20 protein-coding genes are annotated in these 20,469 nt (G+C 70.0%); 10 read left to right on the plus strand and 10 right to left on the minus strand.

Annotated elements, in window-relative coordinates; all coding sequences use genetic code 11:
* Positions 1–3: 3 nt before the first annotated feature.
* On the plus strand, positions 4–480 hold the full coding sequence (locus tag AACG61_RS01230) for a L,D-transpeptidase family protein (RefSeq protein ID WP_411839430.1): 477 nt from the start codon (positions 4–6) through the stop codon (positions 478–480).
* Here AACG61_RS01230 and AACG61_RS01235 read toward each other — a convergent pair.
* Positions 477–1,127, minus strand: a complete 651-nt coding sequence (locus AACG61_RS01235) for a YggS family pyridoxal phosphate-dependent enzyme (RefSeq protein WP_411838219.1) — start codon at positions 1,125–1,127, stop codon at positions 477–479. The two genes, AACG61_RS01230 and AACG61_RS01235, sit on opposite strands and share 4 nt — an antisense overlap.
* A 71-nt stretch (positions 1,128–1,198) precedes the next feature.
* Positions 1,199–2,185 carry a porin gene (locus AACG61_RS01240; RefSeq protein WP_411838220.1) on the minus strand — a complete coding sequence of 329 codons (987 nt, stop codon included), beginning with the start codon at positions 2,183–2,185 and terminating at the stop codon, positions 1,199–1,201.
* Positions 2,186–2,466: 281 nt separating this feature from the next.
* Here AACG61_RS01240 and AACG61_RS01245 point away from each other — a divergent pair, with 281 nt between their 5' ends.
* The 5 genes from AACG61_RS01245 to AACG61_RS01265 all read left to right on the plus strand — a co-directional run bounded on the left by AACG61_RS01245 (position 2,467) and on the right by AACG61_RS01265 (position 8,261).
* On the plus strand, positions 2,467–2,955 hold the full coding sequence (locus AACG61_RS01245) for a DUF3576 domain-containing protein (RefSeq protein WP_411838222.1): 489 nt from the start codon (positions 2,467–2,469) through the stop codon (positions 2,953–2,955).
* Between the two features lie 70 nt (positions 2,956–3,025).
* A complete protein-coding gene (gene leuS / locus AACG61_RS01250; RefSeq protein ID WP_411838223.1) occupies positions 3,026–5,566 on the plus strand; it encodes a leucine--tRNA ligase in 2,541 nt (846 codons plus the stop codon).
* Positions 5,553–6,038 (plus strand): LPS assembly lipoprotein LptE, encoded by a 486-nt coding sequence (gene lptE, locus AACG61_RS01255; RefSeq protein ID WP_411838224.1) that lies wholly within the window; start codon positions 5,553–5,555, stop codon positions 6,036–6,038. The genes leuS and lptE overlap by 14 nt, the downstream gene beginning before the upstream one ends.
* A 4-nt stretch (positions 6,039–6,042) precedes the next feature.
* Positions 6,043–7,071 (plus strand): DNA polymerase III subunit delta, encoded by a 1,029-nt coding sequence (gene holA, locus AACG61_RS01260; protein ID WP_411838225.1) that lies wholly within the window; start codon positions 6,043–6,045, stop codon positions 7,069–7,071.
* Positions 7,072–7,079: 8 nt separating this feature from the next.
* Positions 7,080–8,261 carry an NAD(P)/FAD-dependent oxidoreductase gene (locus AACG61_RS01265; protein WP_411839431.1) on the plus strand — a complete coding sequence of 394 codons (1,182 nt, stop codon included), beginning with the start codon at positions 7,080–7,082 and terminating at the stop codon, positions 8,259–8,261.
* On the opposite strand, the gene AACG61_RS01270 is transcribed toward AACG61_RS01265, so the two are convergent.
* From AACG61_RS01270 to AACG61_RS01280, 3 genes are all read right to left on the minus strand, one after another.
* Positions 8,237–8,824, minus strand: coding sequence for a glutathione S-transferase family protein (locus AACG61_RS01270; protein WP_411838226.1), 588 nt, complete (start codon positions 8,822–8,824; stop codon positions 8,237–8,239). The two genes, AACG61_RS01265 and AACG61_RS01270, sit on opposite strands and share 25 nt — an antisense overlap.
* A 63-nt stretch (positions 8,825–8,887) precedes the next feature.
* The gene (locus AACG61_RS01275; RefSeq protein WP_411838227.1) at positions 8,888–9,469 is read right to left on the minus strand and encodes a lytic transglycosylase; all 582 of its coding nucleotides are present in this window, start codon (positions 9,467–9,469) and stop codon (positions 8,888–8,890) included.
* 102 nt (positions 9,470–9,571) lie between these two features.
* On the minus strand, positions 9,572–9,955 hold the full coding sequence (locus AACG61_RS01280; protein ID WP_411838228.1) for a winged helix-turn-helix domain-containing protein: 384 nt from the start codon (positions 9,953–9,955) through the stop codon (positions 9,572–9,574).
* Between the two features lie 130 nt (positions 9,956–10,085).
* Here AACG61_RS01280 and AACG61_RS01285 point away from each other — a divergent pair, with 130 nt between their 5' ends.
* Complete coding sequence (locus AACG61_RS01285; protein ID WP_411838229.1) at positions 10,086–11,267, plus strand: acetyl-CoA C-acyltransferase family protein; 1,182 nt, start codon at positions 10,086–10,088, stop codon at positions 11,265–11,267.
* Between the two features lie 114 nt (positions 11,268–11,381).
* Complete coding sequence (locus AACG61_RS01290) at positions 11,382–13,157, plus strand: L-lactate permease (protein ID WP_411838230.1); 1,776 nt, start codon at positions 11,382–11,384, stop codon at positions 13,155–13,157.
* A gap of 317 nt (positions 13,158–13,474) precedes the next feature.
* On the opposite strand, the gene AACG61_RS01295 is transcribed toward AACG61_RS01290, so the two are convergent.
* The 5 genes from AACG61_RS01295 to AACG61_RS01315 all read right to left on the minus strand — a co-directional run bounded on the left by AACG61_RS01295 (position 13,475) and on the right by AACG61_RS01315 (position 17,885).
* Positions 13,475–14,077 carry a VUT family protein gene (locus tag AACG61_RS01295; RefSeq protein ID WP_411838231.1) on the minus strand — a complete coding sequence of 201 codons (603 nt, stop codon included), beginning with the start codon at positions 14,075–14,077 and terminating at the stop codon, positions 13,475–13,477.
* An 87-nt stretch (positions 14,078–14,164) separates the two neighbouring features.
* Positions 14,165–15,079, minus strand: coding sequence for an esterase-like activity of phytase family protein (locus tag AACG61_RS01300; RefSeq protein ID WP_411838232.1), 915 nt, complete (start codon positions 15,077–15,079; stop codon positions 14,165–14,167).
* Positions 15,052–15,915: a penicillin-insensitive murein endopeptidase gene (mepA, locus tag AACG61_RS01305; RefSeq protein WP_411838233.1), complete on the minus strand. Its 864-nt coding sequence runs from the start codon at positions 15,913–15,915 to the stop codon at positions 15,052–15,054. The genes AACG61_RS01300 and mepA overlap by 28 nt, the downstream gene beginning before the upstream one ends.
* Positions 15,912–17,282 carry an MFS transporter gene (locus AACG61_RS01310; protein ID WP_411838234.1) on the minus strand — a complete coding sequence of 457 codons (1,371 nt, stop codon included), beginning with the start codon at positions 17,280–17,282 and terminating at the stop codon, positions 15,912–15,914. The genes mepA and AACG61_RS01310 overlap by 4 nt, the downstream gene beginning before the upstream one ends.
* 42 nt (positions 17,283–17,324) lie before the next feature.
* On the minus strand, positions 17,325–17,885 hold the full coding sequence (locus AACG61_RS01315) for an acyl-CoA thioesterase (protein WP_411838235.1): 561 nt from the start codon (positions 17,883–17,885) through the stop codon (positions 17,325–17,327).
* 178 nt (positions 17,886–18,063) lie between these two features.
* Here AACG61_RS01315 and AACG61_RS01320 point away from each other — a divergent pair, with 178 nt between their 5' ends.
* Positions 18,064–18,357 carry a YggT family protein gene (locus AACG61_RS01320; RefSeq protein WP_411838236.1) on the plus strand — a complete coding sequence of 98 codons (294 nt, stop codon included), beginning with the start codon at positions 18,064–18,066 and terminating at the stop codon, positions 18,355–18,357.
* Positions 18,357–20,393, plus strand: a complete 2,037-nt coding sequence (gene recQ, locus AACG61_RS01325) for a DNA helicase RecQ (protein WP_411838237.1) — start codon at positions 18,357–18,359, stop codon at positions 20,391–20,393. The genes AACG61_RS01320 and recQ overlap by 1 nt, the downstream gene beginning before the upstream one ends.
* Positions 20,394–20,469: the final 76 nt, after the last annotated feature.

The raw sequence follows: 20,469 nt of genomic DNA on the forward strand, positions 1-20,469 counted from the left end.
GGCATGGTCCTGACCCCGCAGGGGCTGCGCTTTCTGGGCCGGTTGGTTCCCTGTAGCATCGGCCGCGCCGGGATCACCGCGGAGAAGCGCGAGGGCGACCACGCCACCCCGGCGGGCCGCCACCGCGTCACCGGGCTGTGGTACCGCCCCGATCGCCTGACCCGCCCCGCGCCCTGGGCGCGGGCGATCGGGCCGGGTGATCTGTGGTGCGACGACCCGGACCATGCGGCCTACAACCGGCACGCGCGTGCGCCGCTGACGGCCAGCCATGAGCGGCTGCGGCGGGCCGATCCGCTCTATGACCTGATCCTGACGACGGACTGGAACGCGGCGGCGGTGCCGGGGCGGGGATCGGCGATCTTCCTGCATCAGTGGCGTCGTCCGGGTTACGGCACCGAGGGCTGCATCGCCTTCGCGCGGCGCGACCTGCTCTGGATCGCGCGCCGGGCGGCGCCGGGCACGCCCATCCTGGTGCGCTAGGCGGTCCGCGCGCCGAAGATGGCCGAGCCCACGCGCACATGGGTCGCGCCATGGGCGATGGCGGTCTCGAAATCGGCGCTCATGCCCATGGAGAGGCCGGGCAGGCCGTGGTCGCGGGCCAGATCGGCCAGCAGGCGAAAATGCGGCGCGGGGTCCATGCCGTCGGGCGGGATGCACATCAGCCCCTGCGGCGCGAGGCCCAGATCGGCGCAGAGCGCGAGGAAGCCCGGCAGCTCATCGGCCAGGATGCCGGCCTTCTGCGGCTCATCCCCGGTATTGACCTGCACGAACAGCTGAGGGCTGCGGCCCTGTTCGGCGATCTGCTGGGCCAGCTTGCGCGCCAGCGTCACGCGGTCCAGCGTGTGGATCGCGTCGAAGAGCGCCACGGCGGCGCGGGCCTTGTTCGATTGCAGCGGGCCGATCATGTGGACCGACACGCCCGGATGCGTCGCAGTCCAGGCGGGCCATTTGCCCTGCGCCTCCTGGACGTAGTTCTCTCCGAAGACGGTGTGGCCGGCGTCCAGCACGGCCTCGACCCGCTCGGGGGGCTGCAGCTTGCTGACCGCGATCAGGGTGACGCTGCCGGGCGCGCGGCCGGCGGCGGATTCGGCCGCGCGGATGCGGCGGGTGATGTCGTCCAGTGCCATGTCCCCACATGACAAAAAGAAAAGAGCGGGCGCAAGGCCCGCTCTCTCCGATGATGGTCGATCGCGAAGGATCAGAAGTCGAAGCGGACGCCGAAGTCGCCGCGGACTTTCTCGTTGTAGCCACGCTCCAGCGAGCCGGCCAGGTAGGCGCCGCCCAGGTCGTACTTGGCGCCCAGACCGAACGCGTTGTCGGTCTCGTTGCCGGCCGCGTCGTTGTTGGCGATGTAGGCCGACAGGGTGGTCAGCGGCGCGACGACATAGTCGCCGTACAGCACGAAGGTCTTGCCTTCGTTGGCGACGGTCAGCAGGCCATCGTCGTCAACGCCGTAGGAGTTGCCGTTGTCCAGGTAGCTCATGCCGATGCCGTTCTCGGTGCCCGGCAGGGTGTAGTAGGCGCCGACGAACCACTGGTCGTTGCCGTCGAAGCCCAGGCCGCTCTGAACGCCGGCGACCGAGATCTGGAAGTCGTTCCAGTCGTAGTCGATCGACAGGCCCAGCTCGTCTTCGCTGTTCGGGAAGTCGGCGGTGCCGGTCTGGTCGGTGTCGATGTACGAGAAGCGCGCGGTCAGCGCGTCAACCGCGTACTCGACCGAGATGCCCAGACGGTTCTCGTAGTCGATGCCGAACTCGCTCTTGGCGTAGCCTTTCGACTCGTAGGCGAAGAAGTCGCCATTCGAGTTGCCGAACGACTGGCTGATCAGGCCGACTTCCGATTCGTAGATCAGGCCGGCGTTGTCATAGGCGGTGCCGACGTTGCCCACGGCGACGGTGAAGCCGCTGGCGGTCACGTACACCTGGCCCGGCGAGACGCGGTCCAGCGACTCGTCGCCCTGGTCCCACTGCAGACGCAGGCGTGCACCGAAGTCGACGCCCTGATCGGTCGAGGTGGTGGCGTGCACGTTCATGCGGACGCGCGACGAGATCTGCGCGTCGTTGCCGGTCGAGCGGTCTTCCTGGTACACGACCGCGGTGCGGCCATAGCCCGAGATGGTGACGTCGGCGGCGGCGACGCCTGCGGACAGGACCAGCGCGGTGGAGGCGATCAGAGCCTTTTTCATGGTGTGTTCCCTCTTGTCTCTCTGTTGCCCAAGTCGGCGGTCCCGCCCTGGGTATGCGATTGGTTTCACCCTTTCGAGATTGTGATGCAACGGAATCAAGCCGTCGCTGATTTCTTTGCCCATTTCCGTGATGCACTTGCGCCACACTTTCGTGAGATCAGGTCCCGCGGGCCTTTTCCTGCTGGTGCAAGGCCGCGTCGCGTGCGGGCCAAAGCGCTTGTTTCGGGGGTGCGATCCGGGCTAATGCTGGCGGCCAGAGCACTGACCTTCGGGGGACTGGGATGACCTATGCACGCGCCGCGCGCCTGATGATCGTCACGACGCTGTGTGCGGGCCTGGCCGCCTGCGGCGGTTCGGGGCGCAGCACGCAGCCTGCGGGCGGCACGATGTTCGACGGTCCCGACATGCGTCCGACCACCCGCACCACCCGCATCCAGGACGTGTTCATCCGCGGTGGCAATCCCGACCAGATGGTCGGCGTCAACAAGTACCTGTGGAATGCCAGCCTGGACGTGCTGAACTTTCTGCCGGTGCAGACGGTGGACCCGTTCACCGGGGTGATCCAGACCGGCTACGGCACGCCGCCGGGCGGCGGGCGGTCCTATCGCGCCACGATCCAGATCAGCGACCCGGCGCTGGACGCGCGCAGCCTGCGCCTGTCGCTGCAGGGTCCCGGCGGCGCCGCGGTGGAACCCGGCACCGTCCGCGCGGTCGAGGACGCCATCCTGACCCGCGCCCGTCAGCTGCGCATCCAGGACGGCCGTCTGTAAGGCCGCATCTGGACCCGCAGGGGCCGGACGTATAGACCCTGCGGGCAACGAACGATGCCCGAGGTTCCCCATGCCCTATGATCCCGCGACAAGCGAAGCCCGCTGGCAGAAGGCCTGGGCCGATGCCGGCAGCTTCACCGCCATCCGCGACGAGCGGCCGAAATACTATGTGCTGGAGATGTTCCCCTATCCCTCGGGGCGCATCCATATGGGCCATGTGCGCAACTACACGATGGGCGACGTGGTGGCGCGGTTCAAGCGCGCGCAGGGGTTCAGCGTGCTGCATCCGATGGGCTGGGACGCCTTCGGCATGCCCGCCGAGAACGCCGCGATGGAGCAGGGCGGCCATCCGCGCGACTGGACCTATGCCAACATCGCGACCATGCGCGACCAGCTGAAGCCCCTGGGCCTGTCCATCGACTGGAGTCGCGAATTCGCGACCTGCGACGACGCCTATGTGGCCCAGCAGCAGGCGCTGTTCCTGGACATGCTGGAGGCGGGGCTGATCACGCGCAAGTCGGCGCAGGTGAACTGGGACCCGGTCGACATGACCGTGCTGGCCAACGAGCAGGTGATCGACGGCAAGGGCTGGCGCTCGGGCGCCACGGTCGAGCGGCGCGAGTTGACGCAGTGGTTCTTCAGGATCAGCGATTACAGCGACGAGCTGCTGGAGGCGCTGGACGGGCTGACGGGCTGGCCCGAGAAGGTCCGCCTGATGCAGGCCAACTGGATCGGCCGGTCGCGCGGGCTGCAATTCGCGTTCCGCACGGTCGATGCGCCCGCCGGCCATGAGGCGATCGAGGTCTATACCACCCGCCCCGACACGCTGATGGGCGCAAGCTTCGTCGCGCTGTCGCCGGATCATCCGCTGGTCAAGGAGCTGGCCGCCGGCCGCCCCGAGATCGAGGCCTTCCGCGAGGAATGCAGGCGCATCGGCACCACCGAGGAGGCGATCGAGACCGCGCCCAAGCTGGGCTTCGACACGGGCCTGAGCGTCGCGCACCCGCTGGACCCGGACTGGCGCCTGCCGATCTGGATCGCGAATTTCGTGCTGATGGATTACGGCACCGGCGCGCTGTTCGGATGCCCCGCGCATGACGAGCGCGACCACGAATTCGCGGTGAAGTACGGCCTGCCGATCCGCGCGACCTTCGGTCAGCCGGGCATGTCGGTGCAGGAGGCCGACGCGCTGGTGGCGGACGCGCCCTTCGTGCCCGCCAAGACCGAGGTCGTGACCTATGTCCGCGGCTTTGCCGGTGCGGCGGATCAGACCGGCGAGGCCGCCATCGACGCCGCCATCGCCCATGCCGAGGGCGCGGGCTATGGCGAGGGCGTGACCAAGTTCCGCCTGCGCGACTGGGGCATCTCGCGCCAGCGCTATTGGGGCTGTCCGATCCCGGTCGTGCATTGCGAGACCTGCGGCACGGTCCCCGAGGCGAAGGCCAACCTGCCGGTGCTGCTGCCGCAGGACGTGACGTTCGACGTGCCGGGCAACCCGCTGGACCGCCACCCGTCCTGGCGTCAGGCGACCTGCCCGAAATGCGGCGGTGCCGCCCGGCGGGAAACCGACACGATGGACACCTTCGTCGATTCGTCCTGGTATTACGCGCGCTTCACGTCGCCGGGGGCGGCGACGCCCACCGACCGCGCGGATGCGGATTACTGGATGAACGTGGACCAGTATATCGGCGGCATCGAGCATGCGATTCTGCACCTGCTGTACTCACGCTTCTTCGCCCGAGCGATGGTCAGGACGGGCCATCTGCCCGAGGCCGCGAAGGAGCCCTTCGATGCGCTGTTCACTCAGGGCATGGTCACGCATGAGATCTACAAGACCACCGACGCGCGTGGCCGCCCGGTCTATCATCTGCCCGAGGACGTGACCGACGGCCGTCTGGCCAACGGCACCCCGGTCGAGATCATCCCTTCGGCCAAGATGTCGAAATCGAAGAAGAACGTGGTCGATCCGGTCAATATCGTCAGCAGCTTCGGCGCCGATACCGCGCGCTGGTTCATGCTGTCGGACAGCCCGCCCGAGCGCGACGTGGAATGGACCGCCGCCGGGGCCGAGGCCGCGGCCAAGTTCCTGGCCCGCGTCTTCCGCCTGGCCGAGGAGGCCCCGGCGATGGGCGGCGACGACCCGGCGCTGACCCGCGCCGCGCATCGCGCCATCGCGGATGTCACGAAGGCCATCGAAGGCTTCGCCTTCAACAAGGCCGTCGCGAAACTCTATGAGCTGGCCAATGCGGTGGGCAAGTCGCAGGCCGGGGGCGAGGCGCGCCGCGCCGTGCTGCGCATCATGGCGCAGCTGATGGCGCCGATGGTGCCGCATCTGGCCGAGGAGGTCTGGTCGATCTCGGGCGGGCAGGGCATGGTGGTGGATGCGGCCTGGCCCAAGGCGGACCCGGCGCTCCTGGAGGATGACAGCGTGACCCTGCCGATCCAGATCAACGGCAAGCGCCGTGCCGAGGTGACGGTTCCCAAGGACATGCCCGAGGATCAGATCGAGGCGCTGGTCCTGGCCGACGAGACGGTGCAGCGGTTCCTGGAGGGTGCGGCGCCTAAGAAGCTGATCGTCGTGCCCGGGCGGATCGTCAATGTGGTCGCCTGACCGCCGCGCGGCCCTGCTGGCGCTGGCGGCGCTGGCGGGATGCGGGCTGACGCCGGTCTATGGGCCGGCGGGCGGGGGCGGGCGGCTGTTCGGCAAGGTCCGCCCGCGCGACCCCGAGACGCCCCTGGACTTCGTCTTCAACCGCCGCCTGGCGGAGCGGTTGGGCCCCGAGGATGCGGCGGTCTACGAGCTGGATTATCGCATCAGCGCGGGCGTGGTCTCGCAGGCGATCACGCCCGACGAGGTCACGACGCGCTATTCGCTGAACGGCACGGCCGATTTCGTGCTGACCGGTCCCGACGGGGCCGAGATCACGCGCGGAAGGGTCAGCAGCTTCACCTCCTATTCCACGACCGGCACGACCATCTCGACGCTGGCGGCCGAGGGCGATGCGCGCGAGCGGCTGGCGCTGATGCTGGCCGATCAGGTGGTGACGCGGCTGCTGGCGGCGGCGACGCGGCTGCCGGGCTGAGCCGGTGCTGCTGAAGGGAGCCGAGATCTCGCGCTATCTGGCCCGGCCGGACCCGTCGCGGCCCGGCCTGCTGATCCACGGGCAGGACCCGATGCGCGTCGCGCTGAAGCGGGCCGAGGCGGTCCGCGCCCTTCTGGGCGAGCGCGCCGACGAGGAGATGCGCCTGACCCGCATGCCCGGCGGCGGGCTGAAGCGCGATCCGGCACAGCTGGTCGATGCGGTGCGTGAGGTGGGCTTCTTTCCCGGCCCCCGCGCCGTCGTGGTCGAGGAGGCGACCGATCAGGCCGCCGACGCGGTGCGGGCCGCGCTGGAGGGCTGGCGGCAGGGCGACGCGGTGATCGTGGTCACGGCCGGCGTGCTGACCAAGTCGTCGGCGCTGCGCAAGCTGTTCGAGACGCATGGCCAGGCGGTCTGCGCGCCGGTCTATGACGACCCGCCCGGCGAGGAGGAGGTCGCGCGCTGGCTGACCGAGGCGGGGCTGCGCGAGGTGCCGCGCGACGCGCTGCGCGAGATGATGCTGCTGGCGCGCGCGCTGGACCCCGGCGATCTGCGCCAGACGATCGAGAAGATCGGCCTCTACAAGCACGGCGATCCAGCGCCGCTGACGGTCGAGGAGATCGCGCTGCTGGCCCCCGCCACGATCGAGGCCGATCTGGACGAGCTGATCCACTGCACCGCCGAACGCCGCGAGGGCGATTTCGGCCCGCTGATGCGGCGCATCGCGCAGCAGGGCATCGCCCCGGTCACCCTGTGCATCGCGGCGCTGCGGCATTTCCGGGCGCTGCATCTGGCTGCGGCCGATCCGGCGGGACCGGCGGTCGCGCTGGCCCGTGCCCGGCCCCCGGTCTTCGGCCCCCGGCGCGACCGCATGGCGCGGCAGGCGCAGAGCTGGGGCATGGGACCGCTGGAGGAGGCGGTGGCGCTGCTGCTGTCCACCGACATGGCGCTGCGCTCCTCCAGCCGCGCGCCGCAGATGCCGCTGGTGGAACGCGCGCTCCTGCGGCTGGTGATGAAGCCGCGGGGCCGGCGGTGAGCGGAGAGATCGACGCGCTGATCATCGGCGGCGGCCCGGCCGGGCTGATGGCCGCCGAGGTGCTGATGGCGCCCGGCCGCGGCGTCGTCGTGGCGGACGCGATGCCGTCTTTGGGGCGCAAGTTTCTGATGGCGGGCAAGTCGGGGCTGAACCTGACGCGCGACGAACCGCATGCGGCCTTTGCGGCCCAGATCGACGCGCCCGACCTGCTGCGCACTGCGGACGGCCCCTTCGGCCCGGCCCAGGTCCGGGCCTGGGCCGAGGGTCTGGGCATCACGCTGTTTTCGGGATCGACGGGGCGGGTCTTTCCGGTGGGGATGAAGGCCTCGCCGCTGCTGCGCGCCTGGCTGGGGCGGCTGGCGGCGGGCGGGGTCGATCTGCGCCCGCGCTGGCGGTGGGTCGGGCTGGAGGGCGGCTGGCAATTCCAGACCCCGGCGGGACCGCAGGTCCTGCGGCCGCGGGTGGTGGTCCTGGCCCTGGGCGGGGCCAGCTGGCCCAGGCTGGGCTCGGACGCGGCCTGGGTTCCGCTTCTGGCGGAGGCGGGGGTGCCGGTCGCGCCCTTCCGGCCCGCGAACATGGGGTTCCGCGTCGACTGGTCGGCGGCCATGGCGCGGCAGTTTGGCCAGGCCGTCAAGGGCGTGGCCATCCATGCCGGCGGTCAGGTCAGCCGCGGCGAATGGGTCATCGGCGCGCAGGGCATCGAGGGCGGGGGCGTCTATGCCGTGGCCGCCGCCCTGCGCGACGGGGCGCCGGGCACGGTCGATCTGGCCCCCGATCTGAATGCTGCCGCGCTGACGCGGCGCTTTGCGCAGCCGCGCGGGCGGCTGAGCCTGGGCAACTGGCTGCGCCGGGTGCTGGGCGATCCGGTGCGGGTCGCGCTGCTCCTGGAATGGGGCGGGCCGCCCGCCGCCACGCCCGAGGCCTGGGCCGCGCGCGCCAAGGCGCTGCCGCTGCGCCATACGGGTCCGATGGGGCTTGATCGCGCGATCTCCAGCGCGGGGGGCATCCGCGCCGAGGGGGTGACCGGGGATCTGGAGCTGCGCGCCCTGCCCGGCGTCTTCGCCGCGGGCGAGATGCTGGACTGGGAGGCGCCGACCGGGGGCTATCTGCTGACCGGGTGCCTGGCGACCGGGCGGCGCGCCGGCGAGGGCGCCGCCCGGCACCTTCAGCGCGCGGCGGCGCGCCGATAGGCGGGGCGCTGGCGCATCCGTTCGATGTATTCGGTCAGCCGGTGTTCGGTCACCGGAAAGCGCGCCGACAGCGCCCAGTCCAGGCAATGCGCCAGGATGACGTCCGGCACGGTCATCCGCTCGCCCATCAGGAACGGCCCGTCCGACATGCGCCGCACCAGCGCCGCCTGGCTGGATTCGAACTCCCACCGCAGGGTGTTCTTGATCGCGGCCAAGCGCATTTCGGGCGGCAGGATGAAGCTGTGGCGCGCCGCCAGCCACAGGGCGGCGTCGAACTCGTCCAGCAGGAACTGCGTCAGGCTGTCCTGACGCGCGCGGTCCAGCGTCCCGGCCGGATGGGTCAGGTCGCCGTGGCGGTCGGCCAGATAGGTCAGGATCGCGGTCGAATCGGTGATCGGCGTGCCGTCGTCGATCAGCACCGGCACCTTGCCCGCCGGGTTGAACGGAATCACGCCGTCGCTCTGCGGATTGGCCGGGACGTGCTCATAGTCCTGGCCCAGCTCCTCCAGCATCCACAGCACGCGGAACGCGCGGGATTTCGATATGCCGATGACGCGATACATGGGGTCCTCCTGTCCTCTGCCGACAGAAGGCCCCGGCCCGCGCGCCCCGTCAAGCGGCGGGGATCAGCGGCGGCAGGCGGCCAGCTGCTGGCGGTACATCTCGGACCGCTGGCCGACGCCGCCCGCGACGCGCATCAGCCAGCTCTTCTGGCGGAAGCTGCCGCGGGCAAAGCCGCCGCGCCCTTCGTGATAGGCCAGATACTGCGAGGTCGCGTCGTATTTCGACAGGCCGAGCCGCTGCTGGCTGCCATGCATGTACCAGCCCATGAAGTCGGTCGCGTCGCGGATGCTGTCGCGGCGGGCGCGGCGGTTGCCGGTCTCGCGCTGATATTCCTCCCAGGTGCCGTCCAGGGCCTGGGAATAGCCGAAGGCGCTGCTCTGCCGGCCGATCGGGATGACGCCAAGCGCGTATTGATGCGGCGTGCGCGCGTCGCCGATGAATTTCGATTCCTGATAGAGGGTCGCCATCTGCACATGGACCGGCACGCCCCACTTGCGTTCGGTCTGGCGCATGGCGCGCATGTAGGCGGGTCGCTCCGCGGCGATGGCGCATGCGTTGTCCAGCTGGCGCGGCGCGCTGAAATTGCCGCCGCCCCCGCATGACGCGACCAGGCCGACGATGGCCAGCTTCAGGAGCCTGTTCATTCTGCCCTCGTTTCGCTCGTTATAGGCTTTTGGCGAAGTCTAGCCGGAATCACCGCCCTGTGAAATCACAAAGCCGGAAGCTGGCCGGTGCCCGCCGATGGATCAGGCCTCCTCGGAGCCTAATCCCGTCTCGGGACGCAGCAGCGCGTTCAGGGCCATCAGATCGGCGGCCCCCGCCTCGCGCAGCAGCGATTCCAGCGCGCGGTAATGGGACAGCACCTGCTGTCCGGTCGCGGTGACGGTCGCGCCACCGCCCTTGACGCCGCCGCGCGCGCTGTCGATCACCGGATCGGCGAAGGCGGTGTTCATCTCCTCGACCAGGGTCCAGGCGCGCTTGTAGCTCATCCCCATCTCGCGCGCGGCGGCCGAGATCGAGCCGAGCCGCCCGATGCGGGCCAGCAGCTCGGCCTTGCCCGGACCCAGGATCAGGGGCGAATCGTATTCCAGGCGCAGCTTGATGCGCAGCCGGGGGGCGGTCTGGGTCATGGGGGCTCTCTCGTTATTCCTGTGCACCATAGCGCCTCGGCCGGGCGGGCGCAATTTGCCGTGACGGCACGGGTTGCGGCAGGGCGCCCGCGCCCTAGACTGCGCGCCAAAGGCAAGAGGAGGCCCTGCCATGTCCGCATCCGATATCGTCATCCTGTCCGGCGCCCGCACCGCCATCGGCACCTTCGGGGGCAGCTTGGCGGCCATCCCGCCGATCCAGCTGGCCGCGACCGTCACCCGCGCCGCGCTGGAGCGGGCGGGCCTGGCGCCCGACCAGGTCGGTCAGGTCGTCTTCGGCCATGTGATCAACACCGAGCCGCGCGACATGTACCTGTCCCGCGTTGCCATGCTGGAGGCGGGCATCCCGCATACCACGCCCGCGATGAACGTGAACCGCCTCTGCGGGTCGGGCGCGCAGGCCATCGTGTCGGCGGCGCAGGCGCTGATGCTGGGCGATGCCGACTTCGCCATCGCCGGCGGCGCCGAGAGCATGAGCCGCTCGCCCTATGTCGTGCCCTCGGCGCGGTTCGGCGCCAAGATGGGCGATCAGGTCATGCTGGACATGATGACCGGCGCGCTGACCTGCCCGATGGGCACCGGCCACATGGGCGTCACCGCCGAGAACGTCGCCGCCGAACATGACATCACCCGCGAGCAGCAGGACGAGTTCGCGATGGAATCGCAGCGTCGCGCGGCGGCGGCCATCGCGGCGGGGTATTTCGCCGACCAGATCGTCCCCGTCGAGGTCAAGTCGCGCAAGGGCATGGTCGCCTTCGACACGGACGAGCATCCCAAGGACACCAGCCTGGAGAAGCTGGCGGGCCTGAAGCCGGTCTTCCAGAAGGGCGGCAGCGTCACGGCGGGCAATGCCAGCGGCATCAACGACGGCGCTGCGGCCCTGGTCCTGGCGCGGGCCGAGGCCGCCGAACGCGCGGGCCTGACCCCGCGGGCACGCATCCTGGGCTATGCCGTGGCCGGCGTGCGCCCCGAGGTCATGGGTATCGGCCCCATCCCCGCGGTCGAGGCGCTGATGGCCCGCACCGGGCTGAAGGCCGGCGATTTCGACGTGATCGAATCGAACGAGGCCTTTGCCGCGCAGGCCCTTGCGGTGAACAAGGGCCTGGGTCTGGACCCGGCCCGCGTGAACCCCAATGGCGGCGCCATCGCCCTGGGCCATCCGGTCGGCGCCACCGGCGCGATCCTGATGGTCAAGGCCATCCACGAGCTGGAGCGCACCGGCGGGCGCACCGCGCTGATCACCATGTGCATCGGCGGCGGTCAGGGCATCGCCATCGCCATCCGTCGCGACTGACGCGTCGTCCCGGCCCCTGTTTGCGCAACCGGTCTGGTTTCCAGACCGGTTTTTTCTTGCAATCCACACCGTTTCCGTCCCGACTGGCGCAGACAAAACGAGGAGGAGAACGGGGTGTCACAGGGAGTGTACTTCATCGCCGCGGCCTTGCCCGTGGCGGTGGTCTTTGTCCTGCTGGTCGTGATGCGGCGGTCGGCGAAGCTGGCGATGCTGGCGGCCTATCTGGTCACGGTCGGGCTGGCGCTGGTGCTGTGGGGGGCGCCGCTGGCGCGGGTCGCGGGGGCCACGGTCAACGGGCTGGTGACGGCGGTCACGCTGCTCTACATCGTGTTCGGGGCGATCCTGCTGCTCTACACGGTGCAGGAATCGGGGGCGATCCGGGCGATCCGGCGCGGGTTCACCGACATCTCGCCCGACCGGCGCATCCAGGCCATCATCATTGCGTGGATGTTCGGGTCCATGATCGAGGGGGCATCGGGCTTCGGCACGCCGGCCGCGGTCGCGGCGCCCCTGCTGCTGGCCATCGGCTTTCCGGCCATGGCGGCGGTCATGGTCACGCTGATCATCCAATCGACGCCCGTGTCCTTCGGCGCGGTCGGCACGCCGATGCTGGTGGGCGTCAACACCGGCCTGTCCAACAGCGCCGAGGTAGAGGCCGCCATCGCGCCGATGACCCTGGCCGAATACATCCCCGTGGTGGGCGCGCAGGTGGCGCTGGTCCACGCGCTGGTGGGCGTGCTGATCCCGCTGCTGATGGTGGGCATGCTGACGCGCTTCTTCGGGCAGAGCCGCAGCTTTGCGGAAGGTTTCCGGGCGTGGAAGTTCGCGATCTTCGCGGGCCTTGCGTTCACGCTGCCCTATCTGCTGGTCGCGCGCGTCCTGGGGCCGGAATTCCCGTCGCTTCTGGGCGGGCTGATCGGCCTGATGATCGTCGTGCCGGCCGCGCGGGCGGGATGGTTCCTGCCCTCGGACCGGTTCGACTTTCCGCCGCGCGCGCAGTGGGGCGAGGGCTGGCAGGGCAACCTGGAGCCCGATCAGGCCGAGCTGGGACCCGACGACCGGCGCATCGGGCTGATCACCGCCTGGATGCCCTATGTCATCGTGGCGGGGCTGCTGGTGCTGACGCGCACCATCGCGCCGCTGAAGGCATGGCTGACCGGTCCCGACACGACGCTGGCACTGACCGACCTGTTCGGATCGGGCATCAATGCCAGTGCGCAGTTCGCCTATTCGCCGGGCACGATCATGATCATCGCCTCGCTGATCTCGGTCGCACTGTTCCGCATGAAGGGCGCGGCCTATGCGCGGGCCTGGTCGATCTCGGGGCGCACGATGCTGGCAGCGGCGCCCGCGCTGCTGCTGGCCGTGCCGATGGTGCAGGTCTTCATCAACTCGGGGTCCGAGGGGATGCTGTCGATGCCGATCACCCTGGCCGAGGGCATGGCCGCCGCGACCGGCGCGACCTGGCCGCTGTTCGCGCCGATCGTGGGGGCCCTGGGCGCCTTCATCGCGGGGTCGAACACCGTGTCGAACATGATGTTCGCGCTGTTCCAGTTCTCGACCGCGCAGGGGATCGGGCTGGATCTGGCGGGCATCACCGTCGTCGTGGTGCTGCAGGCCGTGGGCGGGGCCGCGGGCAACATGATCTGCGTGCACAACGTCGTCGCGGCCTCGGCCGTGGTCGGCCTGACCGACCGCGAGGGCGACCTGATCCGCAAGACGCTGATCACCATGGCATACTATGTGGTGCAGGCGGGGCTGATCGGGATGGCGCTGATCGGCGGCGGGCTGTGGTGGCTGGCCGCTCTGGTCTGGGCGGTGGTGATCGTGGCGGCGATGCGCGCCAATCGCGACCGCAGCACCCCCCTGGCGCAGCCGCGCCGGACCTGAGGCGCGTCGTCCTGCATGCGACGGGGGCGGTGCCGCGGCACCGCCCCCGTTTCGTTTCGGCCTCCCGCGAAAGGGGTCAGGCCAAAAGGAACGGGCCGCCCAGCAAGAAGGCGGCCCGCGAGATCCAAGGAGATGGTCCGGTTAGGGGCGGACGGTGGTCCGGTCCCAACCGGGGGTGGTGACCTTTGGGGCTGCCCTCAGGCCGCGGTCCCCCCGACTGTTCCGAAACGTCTCTCCACTATCACTCTAGACACTGGACCACCTCCTTTCAAAAGATTGCTGTAATGACAGGCTGACACAGATCGGCGTCCTGTCAATCAGCTTTCTGCGGCAGGTCGCAACAAATTGCGGACGATGATCCGAAACGGCACAAGCGCCAGTAGGGCCAGACCCAGCTTGACCAGCCAGTCGGCAGTTGCCAGCGAAACCCACAGCGCGGTGACCGGTCCGTGACCAAGCAGCGGAACCGCCTCGTTGGCCCAGCCCGTGTTGACGTCGGCGGGCAGCGCCGCCGAGAAGGCCAGCCCGAAGAACAGCGCTGTGTCCAGCGCCGAGCCGACCAGCGTCGAGACCAGCGGCGCCTTCCACCAGCGCCCGCCGCGCAGCGCGTCGAAGATGGCCACGTCGGTCAGCTGCGCGACCAGGAATGCGGTGCCCGAGGCCACGGCGATTCGCAGCGTGGTCGCGTCCAGCCCGGCGGCGATCAGCGACCAGGCGACGCCGGTCACGAACCCGGCCAGCACGACGCGGCGCGCGGCGGCCGCGCCATGCACGCGGTTCATCACGTCGGTCACCAGGAAGGCGAACGGATAGGTGAAGGCGCCCCAGGTCAGCCAGTCGGCCACGGTGAACTGCACGAGGACGTTCGAGGCCATGACTATGGCGGCCATGGCAAGGATGCCGGGCAGGAAGCGGGTCATCGGTGATTTCCGTTTTTGCGAAGGTTGCGGAAGAACTCGGCCCCCGGCGGGGGCAGCGCGGGCCTTACGCCCGGCGCGGGCCGCTTGTCAATTCCGCATGGCGGCGGCCTGATCCTCGCGCAGGCGGTATTCGACGATCTCGGTGCGCTGGACGAACAGGAAGTTGTCGTCCGAGATCATCGTCAGCCGGATGCCGATGCCGTCGTCCCAGACCGCGATGCCTTCCAGGTTGTCGTATTGCAGGGGGCGCGTCTCCAGCAGGATCTCGTCCTGCTGCACGACGCCCGGCGTCAGCTGCATCCGGCGCACGCGCGAGGCAAAGCCCAGGATGCCGCGAAAGTCGCGCTCCAGCACATAGAGCCAGCCGTCGGGGCCGAAATCGGCGCCCACGACCAGCCAGCGCGCATCGCGGCGGATCCGGGCATGCTCGCTCCAGGCGCCGTCGAAGCGCAGCACCGGGAACGGCCGCTCCTCGGCGCCCGAGCGTTCGGGGATGGCGATCAGGGTGCCGTCATCGGCGATGGCCAAGGCCTCCAGCCCACTGTTCGTGCCGATGCCGGGCAGCTTGGGCAGGGACGGCAGGGGCGTGGCCGGGGCGTCGGGCCCGTCATAGGCGGCGACGCGGTTCAGCCCCTCGAAGCTGACATGGATGCGCCCGTCCGGGCCGATCGCCAGCCCCTCGCTGTCGCCGGTATAGCCGGGCGGCAGGGGCTGGCCCTTGCTGTCGCGCAGATTGGCGCGCCCCGCCACCGCCATGCCGCGCACGATGCCGCGGTCGTCCCGCTCGATCCGGCCCCAGTAGAGATGCGCCCGGTCGGTCAGCGCATGGAAGCTGCGCCCGTCCGGGCCGATCTCCAGCCCCGAGAAGCCGCCGAAGCTGGCCTCGTCGCGCGACCAGATATAGGTGCCGACATAGTCCAGCACCGCGTCCGCCATGGCCGGCGGCGCGGTCAGCATCGCCGCCAGGGCCAGGCTCAGGGCGCGGAGGCGACGGTGGCGCATTGGCTGGGCAGGTCGCTCATTCGGTAGGTGCGGGGGTGGCGATAGTCCGGATCGGGGGTCGAGGGTTTCGCGCGGCTGGGGTCGATGCGGATGTTGACCCATTCCTGCGCCTCGGCGCAGCCGTCGCCCGCGGGAATCGGGTTCGGGGTCTGGCAGATCGACCCGGCGGGGCAGTTCAGCCGGACGTGGAAGTGATAGTCGTGATTGTTGATGGGGCGGATCTTGCGCAGCCAGTCGCGGTTTCCGGTCTCCATCTGGCACATCGCGACCTTGGCGACCGGATCGACGAAGATGCGCTCGACCCGCGGGTCGCGGGCGGCGGCGCGCATGATCGACATGTGCGCGCCCGTCCAGTTGCCCGACAGGGCCGTGCCGCCATTGGCCACGACCGAGACCGAGGACAGGTTTTCGCGCTGCTGCGGCGTCAGGCGCAGCGAGGGGGGCGGCATCATCCAGATGTCGGCATCCAGCCCGATCTGGTGGCTGGCATGGCCCGAGATCATCGGCCCGCCGCGCGGCTGGCTGATGTCGCCGATATAGAGGCCCTGCCAACCGGCCTGCTGCGCCGCCCGCGACAGGCCCTGCAGGAAGCCGATCATCTCGGGGTGGCCCCAATGGCGGTCGCGCGACAGGCGCATGGATTGCCAGCTGGGTCCGCTTTCGGGCATCTGTACCAGCCCCTGCGCGCAGCCCTGGGAGTAGTTGCCGATGGCGACGGCCGGTCCCGCCGAGGGCGTCCGGAAGGCGCCGAACACGTCCTTTGCCAGCGATTGCGCCGATGCTGGCAGGGCCAGCCCGATCAGGACGGCGGCGGCGGTCAGGGTCTTGCGGATCACGTCGGGCTCTCTCCTTCGGGGTCGACCCAGACTAGCAGAACCAGCGCGACAAGAAAGATCACGATCAGCGGAAGAAACCCGATGCGCGGGTTTCCGGTCAGATCGGTCGTCAGCGCGATCAGGAAGGGCGCGAGGAACGCCGTCGCCTTGCCCGACAGCGCGTAGAGGCCAAAGCCCTCGGTCGCGCGCTCGGGCGTGGTGTGGCGCACCATCATCGTGCGGCTGGCCGCCTGCAGCGCGCCGCCCGCGCCCCCGATCACCGCCCCGCAGGCAAAGAAGATCAGGTCGGGCAGGCGCAGGTCGCCCAGGATCGCGTCCGGGGTGGGGATGCCCAGGACCGATGTGCGGTCCATGCTCACCAGCAGCAGGCAGACCGCCATCAGCGCCAGGATCGCCGCCACGATCACCGCGCGCGGCCCGAAGGCGCGGTCGGCGCGCCCGCCCAGCCAGCTGATCACCGCGGCCGAGACCGCGCTGACCACGCCGAACACGCCCGCGAGGAACACCGGCCAGCCCAGCACCGTCCCCGCATAGACGCCGCCGAAGCCGTAAAGCGCGTTCAGCGCATCGCGCGAGAACATCGAGGAGGCCAGCCAGGCCGCCAGGCTGCGCCGGTGCCGCAGGCTGCGGATCAGCGCCCAGAGGTCGCCGAGCGCGGCCCGCACGCGGATCGGCCGCCCCGGCCCCGTATCGCGCACCCAGAGAAGGAAGGGCAGCATGAAGACCGCATACCAGATCGCCGTGAAGGGACCGACGAAGCGCGTGCCTTCGCGCGCGGCGGGGTCCAGTCCGAAGAGCGGCGGGATGCCCAGCAGGGTCAGGCCCGTGGGCGTCTCGGCAAACAGGAGCAGCATGACGGCCAGCGCCACCACCCCGCCCAGATAGCCGAAGGCATAGCCCGAGCCCGAGATCCGCCCGATATCGTCGCGCGGCGCCAGCCCCGGCAGCATGGCATTGGTGAAGATCGTCGCGAATTCGACCCCGATCAGGCCGATGCCGAACAGCACCACCGCCTGGACCAGCGGCGGCTGGTCGGGCGTCAGGCTCCAGAGTCCTGCCGCGCCGATGACGTAGAAGGCCGAGAAGACCCAGATCCACGGCAGCCGCCGCCCCGAACTGTCCGCGACCGCGCCCAGCACCGGGGCGGCCAGCGCGATCACCGCGCCCGCCACGGCCAGGCCGTAGCCCCAGAGCGCCTGGGCCTGCGCGCCCGCCTGCATGGCGTCCATGCCCTGCGAGATGAAATGCGTGCGCGCGACCTCGGCGAAGTAGATCGAGAAGATGAAGGTCAGCAGCAGCGTGTGATAGGGCTGGCTGGCCCAATCGAAGAACCACCAGCCCCAGATGCGCCTGCGATCGCCCGTCATGCCGTCCCCCATGGCCTTTTCCGCCATAAGGGACAGGGACCGTCAGAGTGGCAAGTGAAGTTTCGCGTCATCCGGAATGACCGGCGGCCAGGGCCGCGTCGCATCCGCCGCGATCCAGGCCGCGATCCAGTCGGGCAGGGGCGGGCTGTCGGGGCCGTGGCCCAGGGCCTCCATGACGCGGGACGGCGCGACCATCCCCTGGGCCGAGGTCACGGCCGAGCGGATCATCACCTGGTTGCAGCATTCGGTGCCGGCCCACATGGACTGCTCCATATAGACGAAGCGCGCGTCCCAGCCCACCATGCGCGAGATCATGGTGAAGCGCTGGAACGCGCGGATGCGCTTGCGATAGCGGGTCGAGTTCCCCGCCACCGTGATGCCCCAGCCATTCGCCCGCAGCACCGGCACCAGCCCGGTCCGCCGCGCCAGCGGGATGCGGCCCAGATCGAACAGGGTCAGGGTGCGGCCGTTGTTCAGCTCCCACCAGGGGTCCAGGTCCCAGGGCCAGCACATGTGCGTGGACACATGCGTGCCCAGGGGGTCCAGGGCGGGGGCGTTGCGGAACTTGACCAGTTCCTTGGCAAAGCGGATCAGCGGATACATGGCGGGGCCTTTCGTCAGCAGGCCTTTCGGGGCGTGGCCTTTCGTTCGGCCCCGTGGGTGGCCCGCGATCACGCGGGCGTCAAGCCGGACGCGGCGGCATCCGGTCGCGCCCCGCTTGCGTCCCGGGGGCCACGCGGCCATACAGGGCCCGAACGCGCGCGCAGCCAAGGAGACGACCATGGGAACCCTCTACGAAGCCCTGCAACTGATCCTGCAGGTCCTGTGGTTCATCATGATCGTCCACATCATCATGTCCTGGCTGATCAACTTTCAGGTGCTGAACCTGCGCCAGCCGCTGGTGGCGCAGATCTGGGACGGGCTGAACCGCCTGCTGGAGCCGATCTATCGCCCGATCCGCCGCATGCTGCCCGATCTGGGTGGGCTGGATCTGGCCCCGCTGATCGTGTTCATCGCCATCATCATCGCGCAGCGCGCCCTGGCGAACAACGCGGGCTTCTTCTACGGCATGTGATGTCAGCCGACCTGCTGCGCCAGGTCTGGGGATTCGACGGCTTCCGCCCCGGACAGCAAGAGATCGTCGAGGCGGTGGCCGCAGGCCGCAACGTGCTGGCGATCATGCCGACGGGCGGCGGCAAGTCGCTGTGCTTCCAGCTGCCCGCGCTGATGCGCGAGGGCGTGACGGTGGTCATATCCCCGCTGATCGCGCTGATGCGGGATCAGGTGCGCGCGCTGCGCGAAGCGGGGGTCGAGGCGGGCGCGCTGACCAGCGGCAACACCGAGGTCGAGACCGACGCGGTGTTCGCGGCCATCGCCGACGGGCGGATGAAGGTCCTCTACATGGCGCCCGAAAGGCTGGCATCCGGGGGCACGGTGAACCTGCTGAGGCGCGCCGGCGTGACCGCCATCGCGGTCGATGAGGCGCATTGCGTCAGCCAATGGGGCCATGACTTCCGCCCCGACTATCTGCGCATCGGCGATCTGAAGCGCACGCTGGACGTCCCGCTGGCGGCCTTCACCGCCACTGCGGACGTGGAAACGCGGGCCGAGATCGTCACCCGCTTGTTCGACGGACAGGCCCCCGTGACCTTCCTGCGCGGCTTCGACCGGCCGAACATCCGGCTGGCCTTCCAGCCCAAGAACAGTCCCCGGACCCAGGTCCTGGCCTATGCCGCGGCGCGCCGGGGACAGTCGGGCATCATCTATTGCGGCGCCCGCGCGCGGACCGAAAGTCTGGCGCAGGCGCTGCGCGAGGCGGGGCATCCGGCCATCGCCTATCACGCGGGGCTGGAGGCCGAGGCCCGGCGCGAGGCCGAGGCGCGGTTCCAGACCGAAGACGGGCTGATCGTCGTGGCGACCGTGGCCTTTGGAATGGGCATCGACAAGCCGGACATCCGGTGGGTGATGCATGCCGACCTGCCGAAATCCATCGAGGGATACTATCAGGAGATCGGGCGTGCGGGCCGCGACGGCGATCCGGCGGATACGCTGACGCTCTATGGTCCCGACGACATCCGCCTGCGCCGCACCCAGATCGACGAGGGCCTGGGCGACAGCGCCCGCAAGGCCGGCGATCATGCGCGCCTGAACGCGCTTTTGGGTCTGGCCGAGGCGACGGGATGCCGCCGCCGCCGCCTGCTGGCCTATTTCGGCGAGGAGATGGACCGCGACTGCGGCAATTGCGACCTGTGCCAGACCCCGCCCAAGCTGTTTGACGGCACGCTGGCGGTCAGGAAGGCGCTGTCGGCTATGGTGCGGACCGGCGAATGGTTCGGCAGCGGCCACCTGATCGACATCCTGACCGGCACCACCACCGACAAGGTCCGCGAGCGTGGCCATGACCAGCTGCCAACCTTCGGCGTGGGGCGCGAGCACGGGCGCGGGCAGTGGCAGGCGATCTTTCGGCAGATGATGGGGCTGGACCTGTGCCGCCCCGACCCGGAACGCCACGGCGCGCTGCATCTGACCGAGACCGCGCACCCGATCCTGCGCGGCGAGGAAAGCGTGACCCTGCGCGAGGACACGACCAAGGGCGCAAAGCCCGCCAACGTCCTGCGCACGCAGGTCAGCGAGGAGGACGAGCCGCTTCTGTCCGCGCTGAAGGCCAAGCGGCGCGCCCTGGCCGAGGCGGCCCGCGTGCCCGCCTATGTCATCTTCCCCGACCGGACCCTGATCGAGATGGCCGAGAAGCGGCCGCAGGATCTGGACCAGATGGCGCGGATCGGCGGCGTGGGCGCCAAGAAGCTGGACAGCTTTGGCCGCGCCTTCCTGGAGGTCATCGCCGGCGCCCAGCCCGAGATGCACCCCGCCCGCCGGGCGCTGGCCGGGCGGCCCGAGGGCGCGCTGTTCGACCGGCTGATGGCCGTGCAGCTGGACCTGCAGCGCGGCCCCGACGGCACGGACAAGCCGCTGTCCTGCTCCACCGCGCAGCTGCGCCGCATCGCGGAGGGCCGCCCGGCCAGCTCCGACGCCCTGTCCCGACATCTGGACGAGGCCCGGCTGGAGCGCTTCGGCGCCGCCTTCCTGACCGAGATCGAGCGCGCGGACTGATCGGCGCGGGCCCGGGGCTCAACCGATCGTGATGCACCATTTGCGCAACGCCGCGCGTGGATCATGCGATAACCTG

Source organism: Paracoccus sp. ME4 (genome assembly GCF_046736325.1).
Classification (GTDB): Bacteria; Pseudomonadota; Alphaproteobacteria; order Rhodobacterales; family Rhodobacteraceae; genus Paracoccus.